This window comes from Lysinibacillus sp. KU-BSD001 (assembly GCF_042920265.1).
Taxonomy (GTDB): Bacteria; Bacillota; Bacilli; order Bacillales_A; family Planococcaceae; genus Lysinibacillus_B.
Map to the genome: position 1 here is coordinate 99,853 of NZ_JBDQZI010000011.1, position 19,252 is coordinate 119,104.

Consider the following 19,252-nt stretch of genomic DNA (forward strand, 5'->3'; position numbering starts at 1 on the left):
GAGGTTAACATGTATACATCGATAGATTTATTTTCTGGTCCTGGTGGATTATGCACAGGTTTAAAAGCAACTGGTATTAAACCACTGATTGCAGTTGAAATGAGTGACTGGACAGTAGAAACATATAAAGCTTCTCACAATGCCGATGTTTTAAATTTAGAACAATATCTAAAAAATCCATCTACACAATCCCATTTGTTTGAAAAAAGTGATAAGACGTTAATTATACATGGGGATATTACTCAAGTTAGTAATGCACTTATAGATTTAATCTTACTTCAAAGATTTGATGTTCAATCGGTTGATTTAGTAACGGGAGGAGCACCTTGTGAAAGTTTTTCTCTAGCTGGTCAACGTAAAGAAGATGATGAAAGAAATAATTTATTCCTAAATTTAGAACGCATCGCAAAACATGTAGATGCAAAAATGTTACTTTTTGAAAATGTTAAAGGCCTTCTTTCTAAACCTTTAAATGGTGTCAAGGGAGATATGTATAAACTTATTTGTGATGAACTAGAGGCTCCTAATGTAGAAGGTGTATCTTTTGTACTTGCAAGTAGAGATCAAAATACAGTTCTTTTAAAAGCTATAGAGTATGGCGTACCGCAGGCTAGAGAACGTGTTTTCTTAGTTGGTATAAATTCTAAATATACAGCTACCTTTACTTATCCTGAAAAAACGCATGGTGAAGGACGTATGTTTCCTTTTGTAACGGTAGGAAATGCAATATTAGACTTACCTCAGGTAGATTCTAAACAAGGTCAAGAAGAAACTCAGCACGACCTATCGTTAATTTTAAAGCAGGACATCCCTGCACAGCAAAGAGAATTTTTACGATTTATGAATGGTGAATTATTCCCTATCCCTGACCATTTAAAAGATTTTTCTAATAAGATAAATTCACATATTGGTCCTGGTCATACAGCTAAAATGATTGAACGACTTTCATATATTCTACCAGGAGAAGGAATGAAAAAAGCAGCCGAACGTTTAATTGCCAATGGACGCGAAGACCTACGAAATAAAGTTTTCCCTAATAAATTATACGCAGCTAGAAATAGACGCTTGAAAGTTGATGAACCTTCATTCACAGTGACTTCACATTGTTTAGATGAAATGGTTCATCCTATTTTAAATAGAGGAATTACACCTCGTGAAGCAGCAAGATTACAATCATTCCCTGATTGGTATCAATTTAGAGGGCCTTATGTAAAATTCCACAGTGACCCTGAACAAGATCGGTATGAACAAATAGGTGATGCTATTCCGCCTATTTTAGGCTATGTTTTGGGTGTTGAAATAGTAAAAACGCTAGAAGACATAAAAAAAGCGGAAAGAATGCTCATTTAAAAAGATACAAAACAAGTATTCCGATACAGTAAAAGCCTGTAAACAGCATATATTTAGCTTTTAATTGAATATAGCCCTTCTAAAATTTTAGGAGGGCCATATGTTTATTATTCATATTTTCGAATTAAATTTAAGAGTTCCATATACTCATTATTTGAGTATACTTTCAAATCATTTTTTTGTGTTTTAATACTACGAGCATTTGATAATTTTAAAGGTAAGTCTATGATTGCTTTGAGTACAGGTATATCTACTACATCTCTATGCGGTTTTCTTTCTTTAGCAAAATAGTTAGAATTTTTCGTGTCTAAACGTAACTGAATGCCGAACCAATTATTACGTTTTGTCTGAATAAAAATATCAACCTTACCACTCAAATCATATTTCATTTTATAAATTACTCGATTAAAACTTCCTGTTTCTTTGAGAAAAAAATAAAAATGGATATCTCTAAATAATGATGGATATGTTCTTGCTACTCTACCTTCAAACGCTGGCAGTAATTTTTCTTTAACATTTTGCCCTATCCATTCACTATTAATTTCATAATAAAAATCTCTATACTGTTGTTGTGTAGGTACTTTCTGAAATACATAAATATAATAATAAAATATAGCAACAAAAGATGGAGGGTTTAAGAATTTCTCAATTTCATCACTTCTTGCTTTATTAGTAACATCCAAAATCGAAGTACTAAGCAATTTTTCTAAATCTACACGATTCAATTGTGTGGTATCAATATATTTTTCCGAACTCAAATTCCCTAAAAAAGGTAAAATTTCATCGTAACTAAGATATGTTTTCATATTTTCATCCTTGTTTTACCCTTTAAATTGTATTTTTTGCCCTTTAGTCCCTGTGGCATATGTCCAAGAAAGCCCAGTACCAAAACCTGCCGACCTTCTATCACCATTTCTATTTAAACTTATGTAATCTATATATTCTTCTATACTATAAAAATGCCAGTTAATTATCTCTGATGTTTCTTTAGTTAATTGAAACTTTAATATCCATTTTGGATACTCTTCTCCTATTGGGTTTTCATCAGCACTCATTGTAATTGTCCATCGAATTAGGCTTTCGGCGAATGGTTGTAAACGTTCTTTGAGTTCTTGCTTTTCTGTCCTAGTAAAATTTTTTGCACTTCCATCTCTCTGGTGCTTTTGCATTAATTCTTTTACTCTTAAATCAGTAATTCCTACTTCTCTACATATTGTCTCTACATCATATTCTGCAAAGGCTACTTGTCGAGCAGATGTTTGTTTAATACTGATAGGAACACTTAGTATTTCATCATTTTCTAGATAAACATACACGATAACATCCGTTTTCGGGTTTCCACCAGACTGTCTACGTGGTATGTCCTTACTGGCCCTAATATCAGTAACTTTCTTAGGATCAATTTTTATTTTTTGAAAAAGCTCTATAATAATATCTTTCTCTATACAATCTGACTTAAGTAAATCAATGACATTGGAAGTACTTTTAAAAATTTCGCATATAAAATCTTCGTAAACATCACCTAATTTATCTGTTTTCAAGCCATAACTTAAGTTTGCAATATTATAATGTTGGTATAAAAACGGTAATAATTTACTTTCCATATACCCCACCCTTTTTAGAATAACATTTGAATAAACCAATATTTTACCATTATATCATTATTATAAAAAAAAGAATCTGAAAATTGAATTCCCTTTAATATTACTTTTTTACACTTTGTACTCAACAACCAAACCCGTTATTAAATAACAGTGCCTTTTTTATTTGAACAGCTAACATACATCCAAAGCCCAAAAAGAAGGGATTATCCCGCTACTTTTTGGGCTTCATTTTGCTTTTTTCAATGCATTGCCTACTTTTTGAAATAAATATAGGAATCCAACAGTTCCAATTTATTCTATGAGTATTTTGCAATTATAAGGTAAAGATTAAAAAGGTGGAGGGTTTGTATAGATTTTGTTTTTAACTTTAAAATTAAATAATTTAAACAACATTACACTTGCTACTTATAATCAAAAAGTTTTTTTGACTATTGATACAAACAATCCGTTTGATTATGCTGGCGGAGCAAACAATTATAAACCTGGGGACAATAACCCATAATAGCTATGGTTTTTATGCTCGGTCGTAGAAAACGCGTGCTGAAGCGAAAAGGAATCGTTATTCTGATGGGTATACATGTTTACCCATTTATTCGTTATACGTATTAAAAAAAGGGTGATTATATGAATTTTATTTGGCAATCATTTATTTTAATTTTAGCTGGCGTTTTGCTCTTACGAATCGCAGGGAGAAAATCTATTGCACAAATGACATTAGCTCAAACAATTGTCATGATTTCAATTGGTACCATTATTGTGCAACCCATTGTCGAGAAAAGCATGGTTAAAGCGATTATAGCAGCAGCCATTTTTGTGATTTCTGTTATCATTTTAGAGTATCTCCAATTAAAATCTAATGCATTTGAAAAATTCATTACGGGAAAATCAAAAGTAGTCATAAGCAATGGGACATTAAATATTCAAAACTTAAAAAAATTACGTTTAACCGTTGACCAATTGGAAATGAGGTTACGTAACCAAGGTATTGCAAATATTGAGGATATTCAAACAGCTACTATTGAGCCGAATGGACAACTTGGTTTTGAATTAAAAGAAGATGCTAAACCTTTAACTGTAGGAGAATTTAAAAAGTTAATGAATATTTACTTTGAAGAAATGCCTCTTAATGCATCTAACATGCAAAAAACACCTGATACGCCTAACCTCTTTGAAGAAATTAATGAACAACAAGAAAATCCGTAATATCTACAATAGCTACTTAGCTAAACGATTACTTCTCCACCAAATCGTTATCATAAAAAAGGCACCTTTACGAGCTATACGTAAAAGTACCATTTTTAGTAATATTCTCTTCTTATAACTACTATTGGCTCTAGCATAAAGGGTATGTGTTAGTTGTTGTACTGTTCCATCTTTATAGGCGGATTTCATTATGGCTTCCTCAATAGATCGCTTACCTTCAGATGAGCTGTTCAACAAAAGCCTTCCTTTCACTGTACCTCTATATGTATCCTGGCTTACCACCAATACAATGGGTAATGGCGTTTTTGCCGAATGTTGTTAATGAGTACAGCGTAAATGACAATAACGACTGCACCAATAATGACTGGGGCAACTAAATATGGCCAACTATAGCCACCTAGCATAATAATAATCGGATTGCCTCCTGCTGGTGGATGTACGGTTCTTGTTAGCATCATCGCGAAAATCGTGAAGCCTACTGCTACGCTAATGGCCAGTGGGTGTGAACCAAATAGCATGTAAAAGGAAATACCAATAATGCCTGATAAGAGATGGCCACCTATGACGTTTCTTGGCTGAGAAAATGGCGCATTCCAAGCACCAAATACGAGCACACAGCTTGCGCCGAGTGATGCCATCAGCCAAGAGGTATGTGTTAGTTGTGTTAGGAACAATAATGTCCCGATGCCAATGCATCCGCCAACTGCTCCTGTTAAAGCATCTGCTATATTTGTTTGATGATTGACTTGCTGGTGTTGCCCAAGCATTTTCCGAAAATATTCATACCACCAGCTCATTTTTATTTGCTCTTGTTGTTCTACTTTTTCCAAAACTTGTCCCCCTTAAACATATACCTTATATAATTGTTTACTAGTATAACAAACATTTAAAGAATAACCTCTGTTTATTTTACTCTTTTATGATTGTAATAGAAAAACACATCTCGTTCCTTTACAGATCGAGATGTGTTTGATTAAGAAGTAGATTTAATTTCCTTAAATGATGTTCGAATGAGATAAACAACGGGTCGGTCTTTTAATTCTTTTATAATTGCTACCGGATTATTCGCTAACTCTGCCCAACCCGTTTTAAAGAAATTGGACTCTCCTGAATAAATGATTTGACCGATTGCCATATTTCCTTGTAGTGCCGCTGGTTCATTCGAAATAAGTGAACCGTAGCCAAATGAGCCGATGTCTGGTAATGTCATGAGCCCTTCACTTGAGGAAACGGCTCCACCATTTACAATGGCGACACGTACAATCGTTTCCTTAGATTGCGGGACTTCTTTCAATGTGACAATAATTTGACCGTTTTTATTTACTTCTGTACCTACACCGCCAATTTGTTCTTCTGTTAACTCACCGTATTCGTACTTTTCCATCCATACTTCTAGTGCACCTGCCGATTCAATGGAAAAATCATACGTAAATAGGATGTTACCTGCTGCTGCATTGAGTAATGTTTTTTCACGATCGGATAATGCTGCATCCGAAATGGTGTTATTACTTTTGGCTTCACCGTCACCGCACGCAACTAATAAAAAGACAAACACTATATACAGTGATAGCTTTTTCAACTTCTACTCCCCTTTCATTTCAACCAGTCATATTGACAAGGGTATATGTTTGCTTTAAAGGAGCTATGTAATATAGTTGATTAATTATATAGGATTCCATACCCTCTTACTTATACAGATACATCTTCACTAATAGCTATGAAATGTATACTTTCTTGCCTTTCAAAAAATCTACTCCATATGTCTTTAATCGATTACTTGCTTTGTTTGTGCAAGCTTTAAAATAAGCCAAGAAACGAGCAAAATAATCATAAAAGATATTAGTAATGAAAGCGGTGATGCGACATACGCAAACACTACTTCATTTTGTAAAATGAATACATTCGTGTCAGAAAAGTTAGGTGTATAAAAAAGGGTTTGTATATACCCCCAACTCACTGTTATGACACAATAGATAATATGTACACTCAGTGAAATACAAGCTGCCTTGAGAACTAGTTTCAAGTTCCCCCCCTCCTTTTGATGTCATTAACTTTTTATACGGTATATCACTGTTAAAAGTTTCAATTAAAATTAGATGATTCTAAAACTTAGCATTTTTCTCTAATTTGAAAACCTTTGAAACAGTCTATTATAGCAATTTATTAAAGAACGAGCGGAAAAATGAGCAGACCTTCGTATGCACATAAAAAAACAGGAGAAATATTAGTTCCCCTGCTCATTTTTTGACCATATAACAATTCAATTGGTCCACTCTATACCGTTTGACTAGCTATTATTCTCCGCCTTCTGTTTCATCGTCAGATTTCATTTTAGCCGCTGCTACAAATGCTGTGATGACAGCTAGGATCCAAATAATAAACGGCGCTTGAAATATTATAAAATCTGTCATTAAATCACCTCTTACACATGTGTTTCATCTTTACCTGAAACATAATCTTTTGTAAAAAACAATTTGAATACTAAGTACAAAGATGGCAGTAATAACATTAATCCTGCAATGAATGCGACTACAAGTGCTACGGCCATCGCCTCGTTTGTAAAACTGTCGTAAATCGTTAAATACGGATACAATAAATATGGATAATGCGAAATGCCGTATGCAAAGAAGGCGGCTGCAAATTGTATAATCAGTAAAATAACAGCGACACCGTAATGCTGTCTTTTCCCAATGAGCCAGATCGTCGCAACGAATAGCAAACCCGAAATTAAAAATAGCCACCACAAATCAAAAATGTTCTCATAATGCCAATTACCGAGCGATTTCAGCTCAATAATGATGCCTAGTGCACTTAAAATTAGGGGCACTGCCCAAATGAGAGCATACTTTCGCATTAGCTCACTTGCTTCCATATCCTCCGCCCTACTTGCATACCAAGTCAAAAAGATAGCAGAAATATAAAGGACGGCTACAACAGCTAATACAACAATCGACCAAGAAAGGGGACTCATGAATAAGGCGGCATAATCCAGTACGGGCTTACCGTCCACCATATTGACAAAGCCTCCTTCAGAGATTGTCAAGACGACAGAAAAGGCAGCAGGGATAAATAGCCCGGTTATTCCATAAGCTAGTGCATACCCTTTATGTCCCCGTACACCGCTATATGCCTCAAATGCATAGTAGCTACCCCGTACGGCTAATAAGACAAGCGCAATTGATGCAGGCATTAGTAAAATGGTTCCATAATAGTAAGCAGTTTGTGGGAAAAATCCAACCATCCCAACAAAGAAAAATACTAAAAAGACGTTTGTAACTTCCCATACGGGTGATAAATACCGTTTAATAATTTTCGATAAAATATGGTGATGGCCACGTACTAAGCTATACGCATTAAAAAACCCTGCCCCAAAATCAATCGATGCAATAATGACATAGCCAAATAAGAAGATCCATAACACGGATATCCCGAGTATCTCTAATGCCATGTATCTTCACCGCCCTGTCTTGATGTTAATTCTTTCACAATTGGGTTCTTTTTAAACATCCGATGTAGAACAACTGCACATCCAATGCCTAATATTAAATACACAACAGTAAATAAAATAAACAAATACTCAAGACCCGTTGCAGATGTTGCGGCTTCATCTGTTCGCAAAATACGATATAATATCCACGGTTGACGTCCCTTTTCGCCTAACCACCAACCAGCTTCAATAGCGATGATGGAAAGCGGTCCGCTGGCGACAATTAGTGCCCAAACCCATTTCGAATCGACCCATTTCCATTTCCTCCATTTCCCCAATATATAGACAAGTGATAAGAACATAAGTGCCATACCAATGATGACCATAATGTTGAAAAAGTAATGGTTACTAAGGGGTGGTCGTTCATCTTCGGGGAATTCATTAAGCCCAATGACTTCTGCGTCAAGGCTCCCGAAGGCAAGGTAGCTTAACAGCTTCGGAATACGAATGGCGTATTTTACTTCACCCTCATCTTCATCCATGATCCCGAATAAAATGAGCTCTGCGCCTGCTTCTGTTTCAAAATGCCACTCTGCTGCAGCTAATTTTTCAGGCTGGTATTGGGCTAAATACTTGGCAGAGAAATCTCCAATAATAGCGGATGCAATGGAAAAAATTAATCCTAATTTCATCGTTAATAATAAGGCTTTACGATGATACACATGGTTTTCACCACGTAGTAATCTGTATGCTGCAATCGCCGCTAACACAAAGGCAACCGCCATATAACTTGTCACTAATACATGTGTTACTTTAGTCGGCATGGATGGCGTAAACATCGCTAATACAGGGTGAATATTAACGATTTCCCCATTTTGAATTTCAAAGCCTTGTGGTGAATTCATAAAGGAATTGACGATTGTAATAAAAATAGCCGACATCGATGCCCCAATCATGACTGGAATAAGGAGTAACATGTGGTATTTTGGGTTTTTAAAACGGTCCCATGTATATAAATAAATACCTAAAAAAATGGCTTCAAAGAAGAAGGCAAATGTCTCCATAAACAAAGGGAGTGCAATCACTTTTCCAGCTAGCTCCATAAATTGTGGCCATAGTAGAGATAGTTGCAAGCCAATAATTGTTCCGGTTACAACACCGACTGCTACAGTAATCGTAAAGCCACGCGCCCAACGCCTTGCCATCATCGTATAATGAATATCATTTCGCTTATATCCTACATACTGTGCGATTAATATAAAGAGCGGTACTCCTACCCCAAGTGTTGCAAAGACGATATGAAATGTTAGTGTTAATTCCGTTAACGCCCTACTCCAATACACAGATGTTTCCAATTTCACCACTCCTTATGTACATCAAAAATTGAGTCATGCTCTCCTAGACGCGCTAATATACTGCGGGCACGAAAGACATTTGTGTTTCATCATAGAGAAATACGAATATGCTCCTGCTGAAAATTCAACGCTATTTTACAAGTAGTGAAGGCAGTCATTTCAACAGCAAATGACTAGTTGCTAGCAATATGACACTTTTTACGTATCTGTTTTAACTATTATTGTCACAAATTACAGCAACCATTATATTTATAACACCTCTCATAAACGGTCTTATTATGCGTGTAACAGCACTATTTATACTTCTTGCTTATAGCTTGTTCTTTTTGACTGATACGATTCCACCGAAACATAAATTCCTTTAAAATTCCATAAACTATTGCTGTTACACTGTATAACTATCTTTTTTGTTCAAATGCAGTGAAGTTTTGCTCATTTATCTTGCAGAGACAGTTTTATTTTGTACATTTTCTGTTATATTTTAACTTCACCAGTATTCAGCATTGTAAAATATCTTCCACTATTTTTAATGCTAGTACTTTTATAAACTTCACTTTCATTTCTATAGTTTTAAAATTCTTACGCAACAAAAATTACTCGAAAAATCGATTTTATTCTTTATTTCCTCGGAAATAAAACAAAGTAGCAGTTCTGTTATTATATCGTTATAATAATATCCCATAAAAAAAAGACAGCCTATTCAGCTGTCTTTGGAGTTGAAATATTCCATTCATTGTATATGATAAATTTCAGAGTCATCCGGAAACGAAATATACGTTGGTTCCGTAAAATGACCATGACCATCATCTTTAAGCTGTTTAAAAACATCCAGTATAGCTTCCTTAAAGTCAGGGCGACTGACATCATCTTCATATCCATTTTCAATGACTGAAATAGACGTAACCCCATCACCTTCCAATTCTTTCCCTTCACTATCTAAAAAATGTAAGTAAATATCGAAGGCATTCACCGTTGGATCCATTTGCACGACATATTTGTAGGCGGATGCATTCGGTTGTTTTGGTTTGTCTTCCATCTGTTGAAAAAATCGCTCAAGCTGTTCTACAATTTGTTTCATGAAACCACTCCCTTTTTTCCTGTAGTTTCAAGCGTGTTGATTTACCTTTTATTGTTAATAAAATCGTATGAAGCGTTGATTCCGCTCCATTCGGCTCGCTTTCCACGGGCATGGCCTCAGCCTCCTCGTCGCTCGTACCTCACTCCTGCGGGGTCTTCAGCTCATGCAACTGTCGCTACGCTTTCGTTGCAGAAAAACATTGCTTTTCCCGTAGGAGTCTCGCCGATTCCGCTACAATCAACTGGTAAGTCATTTTTAATTACTTTTTTCTAAAAAAACACGCTTCTATACAGGAAATTTTTTGATAATCAACACACCTGCTGTAGTTTCTTATTATTTCTCGAAATGACAGATTTTAAACTTCTGTATCGGGATTATTAGTGATGAGTAACAAATCGATACCTTTTAGCGTTTTCTTCTGGATATTCTTTCACAACAAAAAACCATCTGAATCACGTCAAAAAAGAACATTAACCCTTCTTGGATTAATGTCCTCCATCATTACAGATTGCTTGTAAGACTACTGTTTAACATCTTACATATTTACGTTTAAAGCCCAGTCTCCCTTTTTCTACTTCCTTTTGAATACTTTCGTAAGCGTTGAGGAAACTGCTCTTTTTCTTGTCCCGTTTAACTTCCACTGGACCTACTGCATTTGCCGTTTCGACCGCTTTTTCATGAAGTGGTAAATATGAAATGCCTACGGTGTATAGAAAATTATTCATAGCAGATCTCGTTCGTTCTGGTGAATCATGAATCGTATTTTTTACCATTTCAATCATATTGGCCATCTTGCTTTCGGAAAATTCCGCGTCTACGCGATTCCCTAAAAGCCAACAGTAGCAACTCCAGCCCGCTGACATTCTCAGGTCTTCGCCGCTTGCAATCCATTGATCAGCAACATCTTGTGCAATGTCTGCTTCCGCTAAAGTTACGGCTACCACATAGTCAGACAGCATAAAAAAATACGCTGCATCAATCCAACGATTAAAATCGGATTCCGTCATTGCTTTTGGATCTGCAATAATACCTGCAAAGTACATTGCATCGTAGTTCCCCGTGGCATACAGTTCTTCTGCTAAAGGTTGATTTATTTTTATTTTCTTAGCGATTGGCTTCATCGCACCTGTTGCCACGCCAAACAGTGGTTCCTGCGCACCATTAGATATGTATATTTTTTTCGTTCGTTCCTTACCAAGAGCTTCAAGCTCCTGCATAACAGTTTGGAGATTCATCTTTTAGCACATCCTTTTTATTTAAGCCTCTCAAATCCCGTATTATACTTAGTCTATAACAAACCTTACCATATAAACCGTTCTTAGAAATGAAATTTTTTCTTTTTCACAAACAACAGTAAAGAAAAATCAAATTTTTTTAAATGATGTGTATAAAAATTAATCATTGTCCTATACTATTAGAGATTTCACTTCAAATCCAATGACTTAGGAGGGTTAACCCGATGAGCGCGAATGAGCGATAACTCAAAAGGACAATCTATACTGAATACAGCCAAAGCACGGTTGTCTTAGGATTATCTTAAGATTCAATGCGGAAGCGAGGCAGTGTGTCATGGATACAAAAATGTAAGTGTAATCAGGCCCGGAAATAATATTTCCGGGTTTTTTTATGTTGACACTGGTGCTAGGTATACCCTTAAAAGAATTGTCTTTTCCTATAGACAAGCCTATTAACTGGGGCAAATTACTTAACTCGCGTAAATTCACCTCGAACCCGCGCATATCTACCTCAAACTCGCGTATAAAACTTGTCATATATAAACAAAAACCCCGCATACGACATATGCGGGGACTACTTTTGTTGATTGCTGCCTCACGGGACTGCATTAATCAAAGTGTATTTATAGTAGTTCTTTTGCTTTGGCTAATTGAATTTTCACTTGTTCGAACCCTGTCCCACCAAGTGAGTTACGACGACGTACTGCTGCTTCAGGCGCTAATACATCGTAAATATCTTGCTCGATTAGTTCCGATTCTTTTTTCATTTCTTCTAGCGGTAGATCTAATAAATAAATCCCTTTTTGGATACACGTAAATACTAATTTACCTGTTACTTCGTGCGCTTCGCGGAATGGCATGCCTTTTGTTGCCAGATAATCCGCCAGTTCTGTTGCATTTGAGAAGTCTGAATGTACAGCTCCATGTAGTCGTTCAGTATTGACCGTCATTGTACGAACCATACCTTCAAAAATCTTCAAGCTACCAAGTACTGTTTCCATCGTATCAAACATGCCTTCTTTATCTTCCTGCATGTCTTTGTTATACGTTAGCGGTGTACCTTTTAGCACTGTTAATAAGCCCATTAAATTACCGAAGGCACGACCCGCCTTTCCACGAATCAGCTCTGCCATATCCGGATTTTTCTTTTGTGGCATAATCGATGAACCTGTTGAGAACGCATCATCCAGCTCGATAAATTTAAACTCATCTGTTGACCAAATAATGATTTCTTCCGCAAAACGTGATAAGTGCGTCATTAGTAGTGCTGAGTTTGATAAAAATTCAACGATAAAATCACGATCCGATACAGCATCCATTGAGTTTGCGTAAACGTCCACAAAACCTAATAACTCCGCAGATTTTAGACGATCGATCGGGAAAGTTGTCCCCGCCATCGCACCTGCACCTAAAGGTAAAATATCGATGCGTTTCATAGACTCGGAGAAACGCTCTTTATCGCGTTGTAATTGCCAGAAATACACCATTAAATGATGGGCAAAAGAAATGGGTTGCGCACGTTGTAAGTGTGTATAGCCTGGTGCAATTGTTTCAATATGCTTTTCCGCTTGCGTTAAAATTGTTTGTTGGAAAGCCTCGATTAAACCAATTACTTCTGGTACACGTTTCTTTAAGAACAAATGCATGTCTGTTGCCACTTGGTCGTTACGCGAACGTCCTGTATGTAATTTCCCACCAACAGGACCGATTAAATCGATCAGCATTTTTTCTAAGTTTAAGTGAATATCTTCATTTGCAACCGAGAATTCAAGTTCCCCTGCTTCTGCTTTTACTTTTAACTGTGCTAAGCCATCTAAAATGTTGGCTACGTCTTCTTGTGGTAAGATGCCTTGTGCGCCAAGCATTGTTACGTGCGCTACTGAGCCTTCGATATCTTCCATTACTAATTGTTGGTCAAAGCCAATTGACGCACCAAATTCATCGACCCATGCCTCTGCTGATTTTTGGAAACGTCCGCCCCATAATTTTGCCATTGCTAACACTCCTATTTAAAAGAAGGAGCGACTCGGGCACCGAATCGCTCACCTCATTACTTATTTGTTTTTTAACACTTCTGCTGCTACAACTGTTGGCATACCGAATAATTCGATGAAACCTACTGCTGAAGCGTGATTGAATTTATCATGTTTAGAGTAAGTTGCTAATTCTTCAGAGTATAAAGAGTTTGCAGATTTACGTCCTTCTACAATTGCATGACCTTTGTAAAGTTTCACGCGTACTGTACCATTTACATACTTTTGTGTTTCTTTTAAGAACGCCTCTAAAGCTGTACGGATTGGGTTGAACCATAAACCGTTGTAAATGATTTCAGATAGTTTGTGCTCAATGATTGGTTTGAAATGAGCAAGCTCTTTTACAAGCGTAATATCTTCTAATTCTTTATGTGCAGTTAATAATACTTTTGCGCCTGGAATTTCGTATACTTCACGAGATTTAATACCAACTAAGCGGTTTTCAACGTGGTCGATACGGCCAACACCGTGTGCACCTGCAATTTTATTTAACTCTTGGATTAAATCTGCTAATTTCATTTCTTGGCCGTTTAAAGAGACTGGCTTTCCTTCAACGAACTCAATTTCAATATATTCTGCTTCGTTTGGTGCGTTTTCTACAGAAACTGTTAAACCGTAAGCTTCTTCTGGCGGTGCTACCCATGGATCTTCCATTACGCCTGCTTCGTTTGCACGACCCCATAAGTTTTGGTCGATTGAGAATGGTGAGTCGATTGTTGCAGGAATTGGTACACCGTGTTTTGCAGCGTACTCGATTTCCTCATCACGGCTCCAGCCCCACTCACGTACAGGAGCTAGCACTTCTAAATCTGGGTTTAATGCTTTAATCGAAACTTCGAAACGAACTTGGTCATTTCCTTTACCAGTACAGCCGTGCGCTACAGCGTCAGCATTTACTTCGTTTGCAATTTCTACTAATTTTTTAGAGATTAATGGACGAGATAGAGCCGATACTAAAGGATATTTTTGCTCATACCAAGTGTGACCTTGTAATGAAACTAATGCATATTCTTCAGCGAACTCGTCTTTTGCATCTACCATATATGATTCAACGGCACCTACTTGAAGTGCTTTGTTTTTGATGAACTCAAGGTCTTTCCCTTCACCCACGTCAAGACATACTGCGATTACGTCCCAACCTTGTTCTTTTAACCATGGAATTGCTACAGATGTATCTAGACCACCTGAATAAGCAAGTACTACTTTTTTGTTAGCCATTTCAATTGCCTCCGATATATGTTGTGTGTATGTTTATACATTCTAGTAAAAGTTTATACACGAATAGTAACATGTAATAAACATAAACGCAACTGTATTTATATAAAATTTTTAAGTTTTTCATGTTGTTAGATAACTCATAATAAACAGTTTTTTCAGAATACTCGCTTCCGTATTTTTTCACTATCATTTGCTCGCAACCATTCCGCTTCTCTATTTATGTATCATACAAAATTTTTTCAAAAAAATGCTTTTGAGACATAACGAAAAACCTCAACAAAACTATAGAACTATCATATTAAATGAAACACTCGTAATGAGCAAAAATACATCCTAAAGATACCATTAGGGTAATAAAAGATATTAAGCTAAAGTGGTATCGTAGCCTCCGCGCTTTGCCACAGCCTACACAGGAGCTAAAACAGGCGCGGCCTGTTTGGATCTCCTGTGTAGGCTCCTGTGGCGATGGCGCGCTACGGCAAAAGTGAATACTTCTCGATGTGCTAGCAAAATATTTCTCTTCTCTAAAAGAAATCATTTTCTTTCCATTTGCACATATTGTCCCCTAGCCCCTGTAATTCTATAAGGTTTTTTATTATTTTTTAGCAACTTACTTTTTTATGAAACACTAGTTGCTTGTAGCGGAGGCACGAGACTCCTACGGGAAAAGCGAGACAATCAAGACCCCGCAGGCGCGAAGGATGAGCGACGAGGAGGCTTGATCTCGCCCGTGGAAAGCAAGTGCCGGAGCGTAAAGCAGCGGTTACAAAAATGGTAATATATGTTTTGATATTTGCTCATTATGAGTAAAACACTAACTACCTCCTACTCAATCGAAAGTTATCCTAAGAAAAAGTCGCTATTCTCATCAAATAGTTAATTATTTTAATTTTTTAAATAATTTGTAAATTGAGTTGAAATTTACCTATACACTGCTATATACTAATTCATGGGTAAAGCATTCAGATGCGACTATCCACTAAAACGAACAATCTGGAGGGTATTAAATGAGCGTACAAGATGTATTAAAAGCGAAACAACAGGAGCTGCAACAAGTGAATGGAAGTAAGCAACACTTATTCACAATGCCAACAACGAACTTATTCGGACAAGGCACAATTCTGGAAGTTGGTAAGTATTTAGTACAATTCGAGTCTAAAAAAACACTTTTAGTGACGGATGAAGGCTTATACAACCTAGGTATCGCAGATCAAATCGCTAACATTATCCGTGAAGCAAATGTGGAGGTTGAAATCTTCCCGAAAGCTGAACCAAACCCAACAGATAAAAACGTACATGACGGCATCGCCGCTTATAAAGCAGCAGGCTGTGACTCGATTGTTTCTTTAGGTGGCGGATCCTCACATGACGCCGCAAAGGGCATTGGCTTATTAGCCTCAAACGGCGGACGTATCCATGATTATGAAGGTGTAGATAAATCCGAAAGCCCATTAGTACCTTACATCGCGATTAATACGACGGCAGGTACAGCATCTGAAATGACACGCTTTACGATTATTACAGACACAGAGCGCTCTGTAAAAATGGCCATTGTCGATAAGCATATAACAGCACTTGTATCGATCAATGATCCAACGCTTATGATTGGTTTACCGCCTGCATTAACAGCTGCGACAGGTGTCGATGCACTAACACATGCAGTCGAATCTTACGTATCGACAAATGCATCACCAATTACGGATGCATGTGCTGAAAAAGTATTTCAAATTATTCCGAAGTACTTACCGCGCGCTTATTCAAACGGTGAAGACTTTGAGGCACGTGAACAAATGGTCTATGCACAGTTTTTAGCTGGCATGGCATTTAACAATGCTTCTCTTGGCTATGTACACGCCATTGCGCACCAATTAGGGGGCTTCTACAACTACCCACACGGTGTATGTAACGCTATTTTACTACCGCACGTATGTCGCTTTAACTTAGTAGGTCGTGAAGAGCGCTTTGCTCGTATCGCGGAGTTGCTAGGGGAAAATATCGAAGGCTTAAGCGTACGCGAAGCAGCAGAGGTAGCAGTTTCTCGCATTGAACTCTTAACACAAGATTTAAATATCCCGACAGGCTTCAAGGAGCTAGGTGCTCGTGAGGAGGATATTCAAATATTAGCAGAAAATGCAATGAAGGACGTATGTGCGGCTACAAATCCGCGTAAGGCAACACTTGAAGACGTAATGGAAATCATTCGTCAAGCATACTAAAACGCCCAAAGGCGACTTGCGTAATGCAAGTCGCCTTTTACTTACTTCTTATTAAAGAAGCCCTTCCCTAACTTTTCAACGAGTCCTGGTGCAATTGCATACAATTTCGCTGTGAGTCCCATGACACGCGGTAAATTGACCTCTCGCACAGGTCGCTCAATTGTACGCACTACTTCTCGTGCTACTTTTTCTGGCTTTAGTAAAAAAGCTTGAATGGCATCACGATATGCATTCGTTGCATCTGCCTTTTGTAAAAATGGCGTATCGATGGGCCCTGGATAAATACCTGTCACCTTAATATGATGCTCCGCTAATTCCAATCGGACACCATTTAAAAAGCCTGTTAGTGCATGCTTACTCGCTGCATATACACTCGCTTTACGCGTCGCAACCTTACCTGCCTGTGAGCTAACATAAATAAAATGCCCTGATCCACGCGCAATCATTTTCGGAGCAAGCCGCTTCGTTAAATAAATCGGTGCACGTACATTAATATCTAACATCGTATCAATGTCTTCATCTGCTAAATCATACGCATTTTCAAAAACCCCAAGCCTCGCATTTAAAATCGCTACATCAATAGGTGGTAATGCCTCGACGACGCGATTCATATCTTCCGTTTTACGTAAATCTGCCTGAATAACCTGTGCCCCTAGTCCAGCTAACGTGTTTAATGAAGACTCATTGCGACCTGTGGCATATACAATATACCCTTTCGCTATACACATTTCGGTTATTTTTAACCCTATTCCACTCGTCGCACCCGTAACAAAAATTGTTTTTTTATTCATTTTCCTGCATACCTCCGACCAAAACTTAATTACATTATAACAAGAAAATGGCTTGGCTTCTCTCTCATTATAAAAAGCCGTATACACGCCTGTTCAATAACGTATATACGACTTTTCAATTTATATTATTAGGGAGAGTATATAATGAACAATTATGAGCAGAATGCTTCTTCTTGCTTGCCTGTTAATTCAATTTCGAAGCCTAAATCTTCTAACATGCGATAATCGCTATTTGCCTCTTGTCCTTCTGTTGTTAAATAATCGCCAACGAAAATACTGTTTGCTGCATACATCCCAAGCGGCTGAAGTGATCCAAGATTTACTTCACGACCACCTGAAATACGAATTTCTTTCGTTGGGTTCATATAACGGAATAACGCTAATACTTTTAAGCAGTAACGAGGGTTTAATTCCTTCGTCCCCTCTAGCTTTGTGCCATCAATCGCATTTAAGAAATTGACAGGGATTGAATCGGCATCTAATTGATGAAGCGCGCGTGCAATATCCACAACATCTTCTTTTGTCTCTTTCATACCGATAATGGCACCTGAGCAAGGAGAGATGCCATGCTTTTTCGCAACTTCCACTGTATTTACACGGTCTTCATACGTATGAGACGTCGTAATATACGAATGGTGGCGCTCCGATGTATTTAAGTTATGATTGTAACGATCCACACCCGCTTCTTTTAATTGCTGTGCTTGTTCTTCTTTTAATAATCCTAAACAAGCACACACCTTTAAGCCATACTTTTCTTTAATTTCTGTCACCGCTTCACTTACGACATTTACGTCTTTACGTGTTGGGCCACGTCCACTTGCGACGATACAATATGTACCGATTTTATTTTCAAAGGCACGTTTTGCCCCTGCTAAAATCTCTTCCTTTGTAATAAACGGATATTTCTCGATTGGTGCTGTTGATTTGGAAGACTGTGAGCAATAACCGCAGTCCTCTGGGCAATAACCACTTTTCGCATTCATAATCATGTTTAGCTTTACTTTTTTACCATAATAGTGTTTACGAATCGCAAATGCTCCATCCATCAGCTTTAATAGCTCATCATCATCACTATTTAAAATCGCTAACGCTTCCTCATTACTAATCACCTTACCGGCAATAACTTCCTCTGCTAATTGTAACCAATTCATCATACATGCTCCTTTTTTACGTGTACTATTTTCAATGATCGTGCCGAACGAAATACGGGATATAGTCGTTCCGCTAACAGTGCAGAAGCAATTGCTAAGCAAAAGTCTGCAACAATACTATTTAAAAATCCAACTACTAAAATATGTGACCAGCTTGTTTTCACATCGAGCCAAATATTTAAAGCTACATATAAATACGGTACCGCGACGGCGTAAATGAGAATCAACCCGACAATATTGGCACCGATAAAATGCTTTTTCGTTGGTGCTTCTACTTTTTCAATAAGCCAGCCGATGACAAACGCAGCAAGGGCAAAACCAATTAAATAACCAAATGTCGGCTGCATCACATAGGTAATTCCCCCGCCTTGCGTAAATACAGGTAACCCTACTAAACCAATGCCAATATAAACGACCTGGCTAAGCAAACCATTGCGACTACCGAGCAAACACCCTGCTAAAAAAACAAAGACAATTTGCAATGTAAATGGTACGACTGGTAATGGTACTTTAATAAAGGCGCCAATGGCAGTTAATGCGGCAAATAGCGCAATCATGACGAGTGAAAGGGTTGATTGTCGTTGCTGCATT

19 protein-coding genes are annotated in these 19,252 nt (G+C 37.4%); 3 read left to right on the top strand and 16 right to left on the bottom strand.

What is annotated here, in order from left to right; all coding sequences use genetic code 11:
* The first annotated feature begins 9 nt into the window (after positions 1–9).
* Positions 10–1,350, top strand: a complete 1,341-nt coding sequence (locus AAGS61_RS15425; RefSeq protein WP_391373806.1) for a DNA cytosine methyltransferase — start codon at positions 10–12, stop codon at positions 1,348–1,350.
* Positions 1,351–1,457: 107 nt separating this feature from the next.
* Here AAGS61_RS15425 and AAGS61_RS15430 read toward each other — a convergent pair whose 3' ends face one another.
* Positions 1,458–2,156, bottom strand: a complete 699-nt coding sequence (locus tag AAGS61_RS15430) for a hypothetical protein (RefSeq protein ID WP_391373808.1) — start codon at positions 2,154–2,156, stop codon at positions 1,458–1,460.
* A 15-nt stretch (positions 2,157–2,171) separates the two neighbouring features.
* Complete coding sequence (locus AAGS61_RS15435; RefSeq protein WP_391373811.1) at positions 2,172–2,954, bottom strand: MspI family type II restriction endonuclease; 783 nt, start codon at positions 2,952–2,954, stop codon at positions 2,172–2,174.
* A 624-nt stretch (positions 2,955–3,578) separates the two neighbouring features.
* On the opposite strand from AAGS61_RS15435, the gene AAGS61_RS15440 reads away from it, so the two are divergent.
* The gene (locus AAGS61_RS15440; protein ID WP_391373814.1) at positions 3,579–4,157 is read left to right on the top strand and encodes a DUF421 domain-containing protein; all 579 of its coding nucleotides are present in this window, start codon (positions 3,579–3,581) and stop codon (positions 4,155–4,157) included.
* A gap of 275 nt (positions 4,158–4,432) precedes the next feature.
* Here AAGS61_RS15440 and AAGS61_RS15445 read toward each other — a convergent pair whose 3' ends face one another.
* The 11 genes from AAGS61_RS15445 to AAGS61_RS15495 form a co-directional block, all read right to left on the bottom strand.
* Positions 4,433–4,954, bottom strand: coding sequence for an HPP family protein (locus AAGS61_RS15445; RefSeq protein ID WP_391373913.1), 522 nt, complete (start codon positions 4,952–4,954; stop codon positions 4,433–4,435).
* A gap of 176 nt (positions 4,955–5,130) precedes the next feature.
* Complete coding sequence (locus AAGS61_RS15450; RefSeq protein WP_391373816.1) at positions 5,131–5,736, bottom strand: hypothetical protein; 606 nt, start codon at positions 5,734–5,736, stop codon at positions 5,131–5,133.
* Positions 5,737–5,922: 186 nt separating this feature from the next.
* Positions 5,923–6,180, bottom strand: a complete 258-nt coding sequence (locus tag AAGS61_RS15455) for a hypothetical protein (RefSeq protein WP_391373819.1) — start codon at positions 6,178–6,180, stop codon at positions 5,923–5,925.
* Positions 6,181–6,451: 271 nt separating this feature from the next.
* A complete protein-coding gene (gene cydS, locus AAGS61_RS15460; protein WP_391373821.1) occupies positions 6,452–6,568 on the bottom strand; it encodes a cytochrome bd oxidase small subunit CydS in 117 nt (38 codons plus the stop codon).
* Between the two features lie 11 nt (positions 6,569–6,579).
* On the bottom strand, positions 6,580–7,605 hold the full coding sequence (locus AAGS61_RS15465) for a cytochrome d ubiquinol oxidase subunit II (RefSeq protein ID WP_391373823.1): 1,026 nt from the start codon (positions 7,603–7,605) through the stop codon (positions 6,580–6,582).
* A complete protein-coding gene (locus tag AAGS61_RS15470) occupies positions 7,596–8,945 on the bottom strand; it encodes a cytochrome ubiquinol oxidase subunit I (protein WP_391373825.1) in 1,350 nt (449 codons plus the stop codon). Before AAGS61_RS15470 ends, AAGS61_RS15465 begins: the two co-directional genes overlap by 10 nt.
* A 724-nt stretch (positions 8,946–9,669) precedes the next feature.
* Complete coding sequence (locus AAGS61_RS15475) at positions 9,670–10,017, bottom strand: hypothetical protein (protein ID WP_391373827.1); 348 nt, start codon at positions 10,015–10,017, stop codon at positions 9,670–9,672.
* A complete protein-coding gene (locus tag AAGS61_RS15480; protein WP_391373830.1) occupies positions 9,992–10,129 on the bottom strand; it encodes a hypothetical protein in 138 nt (45 codons plus the stop codon). Before AAGS61_RS15480 ends, AAGS61_RS15475 begins: the two co-directional genes overlap by 26 nt.
* 415 nt (positions 10,130–10,544) lie before the next feature.
* On the bottom strand, positions 10,545–11,252 hold the full coding sequence (locus tag AAGS61_RS15485) for a DNA alkylation repair protein (RefSeq protein WP_391373832.1): 708 nt from the start codon (positions 11,250–11,252) through the stop codon (positions 10,545–10,547).
* A gap of 623 nt (positions 11,253–11,875) precedes the next feature.
* On the bottom strand, positions 11,876–13,246 hold the full coding sequence (argH, locus tag AAGS61_RS15490; RefSeq protein ID WP_391373835.1) for an argininosuccinate lyase: 1,371 nt from the start codon (positions 13,244–13,246) through the stop codon (positions 11,876–11,878).
* Between the two features lie 60 nt (positions 13,247–13,306).
* Positions 13,307–14,503: an argininosuccinate synthase gene (locus tag AAGS61_RS15495; protein ID WP_391373838.1), complete on the bottom strand. Its 1,197-nt coding sequence runs from the start codon at positions 14,501–14,503 to the stop codon at positions 13,307–13,309.
* A 1,085-nt stretch (positions 14,504–15,588) separates the two neighbouring features.
* On the opposite strand from AAGS61_RS15495, the gene AAGS61_RS15500 reads away from it, so the two are divergent.
* Complete coding sequence (locus tag AAGS61_RS15500) at positions 15,589–16,719, top strand: iron-containing alcohol dehydrogenase (protein WP_391373915.1); 1,131 nt, start codon at positions 15,589–15,591, stop codon at positions 16,717–16,719.
* 41 nt (positions 16,720–16,760) lie between these two features.
* On the opposite strand, the gene AAGS61_RS15505 is transcribed toward AAGS61_RS15500, so the two are convergent.
* The 3 genes from AAGS61_RS15505 to AAGS61_RS15515 all read right to left on the bottom strand — a co-directional run bounded on the left by AAGS61_RS15505 (position 16,761) and on the right by AAGS61_RS15515 (position 19,251).
* Positions 16,761–17,510: an SDR family NAD(P)-dependent oxidoreductase gene (locus AAGS61_RS15505; protein WP_391373841.1), complete on the bottom strand. Its 750-nt coding sequence runs from the start codon at positions 17,508–17,510 to the stop codon at positions 16,761–16,763.
* Positions 17,511–17,662: 152 nt separating this feature from the next.
* Positions 17,663–18,661 (bottom strand): biotin synthase BioB, encoded by a 999-nt coding sequence (gene bioB / locus AAGS61_RS15510; protein ID WP_391373844.1) that lies wholly within the window; start codon positions 18,659–18,661, stop codon positions 17,663–17,665.
* A complete protein-coding gene (locus AAGS61_RS15515) occupies positions 18,661–19,251 on the bottom strand; it encodes a biotin transporter BioY (RefSeq protein ID WP_391373846.1) in 591 nt (196 codons plus the stop codon). Before AAGS61_RS15515 ends, bioB begins: the two co-directional genes overlap by 1 nt.
* Position 19,252: the final 1 nt, after the last annotated feature.

Excerpts from the sequence above, each read along its gene's own strand:
- AAGS61_RS15495 (WP_391373838.1), bottom strand. The coding sequence starts at position 14,503 with ATGGCTAACAAAAAAGTAGTACTTGCTTATTCAGGTGGTCTAGATACA.
- AAGS61_RS15445 (WP_391373913.1), bottom strand. The coding sequence starts at position 4,954 with ATGAGCTGGTGGTATGAATATTTTCGGAAAATGCTTGGGCAACACCAG.
- AAGS61_RS15425 (WP_391373806.1), top strand. The coding sequence starts at position 10 with ATGTATACATCGATAGATTTATTTTCTGGTCCTGGTGGATTATGCACA.
- argH (WP_391373835.1), bottom strand. The coding sequence starts at position 13,246 with ATGGCAAAATTATGGGGCGGACGTTTCCAAAAATCAGCAGAGGCATGG.
- AAGS61_RS15440 (WP_391373814.1), top strand. The coding sequence starts at position 3,579 with ATGAATTTTATTTGGCAATCATTTATTTTAATTTTAGCTGGCGTTTTG.
- AAGS61_RS15465 (WP_391373823.1), bottom strand. The coding sequence starts at position 7,605 with ATGGCATTAGAGATACTCGGGATATCCGTGTTATGGATCTTCTTATTT.
- AAGS61_RS15485 (WP_391373832.1), bottom strand. The coding sequence starts at position 11,252 with ATGAATCTCCAAACTGTTATGCAGGAGCTTGAAGCTCTTGGTAAGGAA.
- AAGS61_RS15505 (WP_391373841.1), bottom strand. The coding sequence starts at position 17,510 with ATGAATAAAAAAACAATTTTTGTTACGGGTGCGACGAGTGGAATAGGG.
- AAGS61_RS15475 (WP_391373827.1), bottom strand. The coding sequence starts at position 10,017 with ATGAAACAAATTGTAGAACAGCTTGAGCGATTTTTTCAACAGATGGAA.
- AAGS61_RS15480 (WP_391373830.1), bottom strand. The coding sequence starts at position 10,129 with ATGCCCGTGGAAAGCGAGCCGAATGGAGCGGAATCAACGCTTCATACG.
- AAGS61_RS15435 (WP_391373811.1), bottom strand. The coding sequence starts at position 2,954 with ATGGAAAGTAAATTATTACCGTTTTTATACCAACATTATAATATTGCA.
- cydS (WP_391373821.1), bottom strand. The coding sequence starts at position 6,568 with ATGACAGATTTTATAATATTTCAAGCGCCGTTTATTATTTGGATCCTA.
- AAGS61_RS15515 (WP_391373846.1), bottom strand. The coding sequence starts at position 19,251 with ATGCAGCAACGACAATCAACCCTTTCACTCGTCATGATTGCGCTATTT.
- AAGS61_RS15500 (WP_391373915.1), top strand. The coding sequence starts at position 15,589 with ATGCCAACAACGAACTTATTCGGACAAGGCACAATTCTGGAAGTTGGT.
- AAGS61_RS15430 (WP_391373808.1), bottom strand. The coding sequence starts at position 2,156 with ATGAAAACATATCTTAGTTACGATGAAATTTTACCTTTTTTAGGGAAT.
- bioB (WP_391373844.1), bottom strand. The coding sequence starts at position 18,661 with ATGAATTGGTTACAATTAGCAGAGGAAGTTATTGCCGGTAAGGTGATT.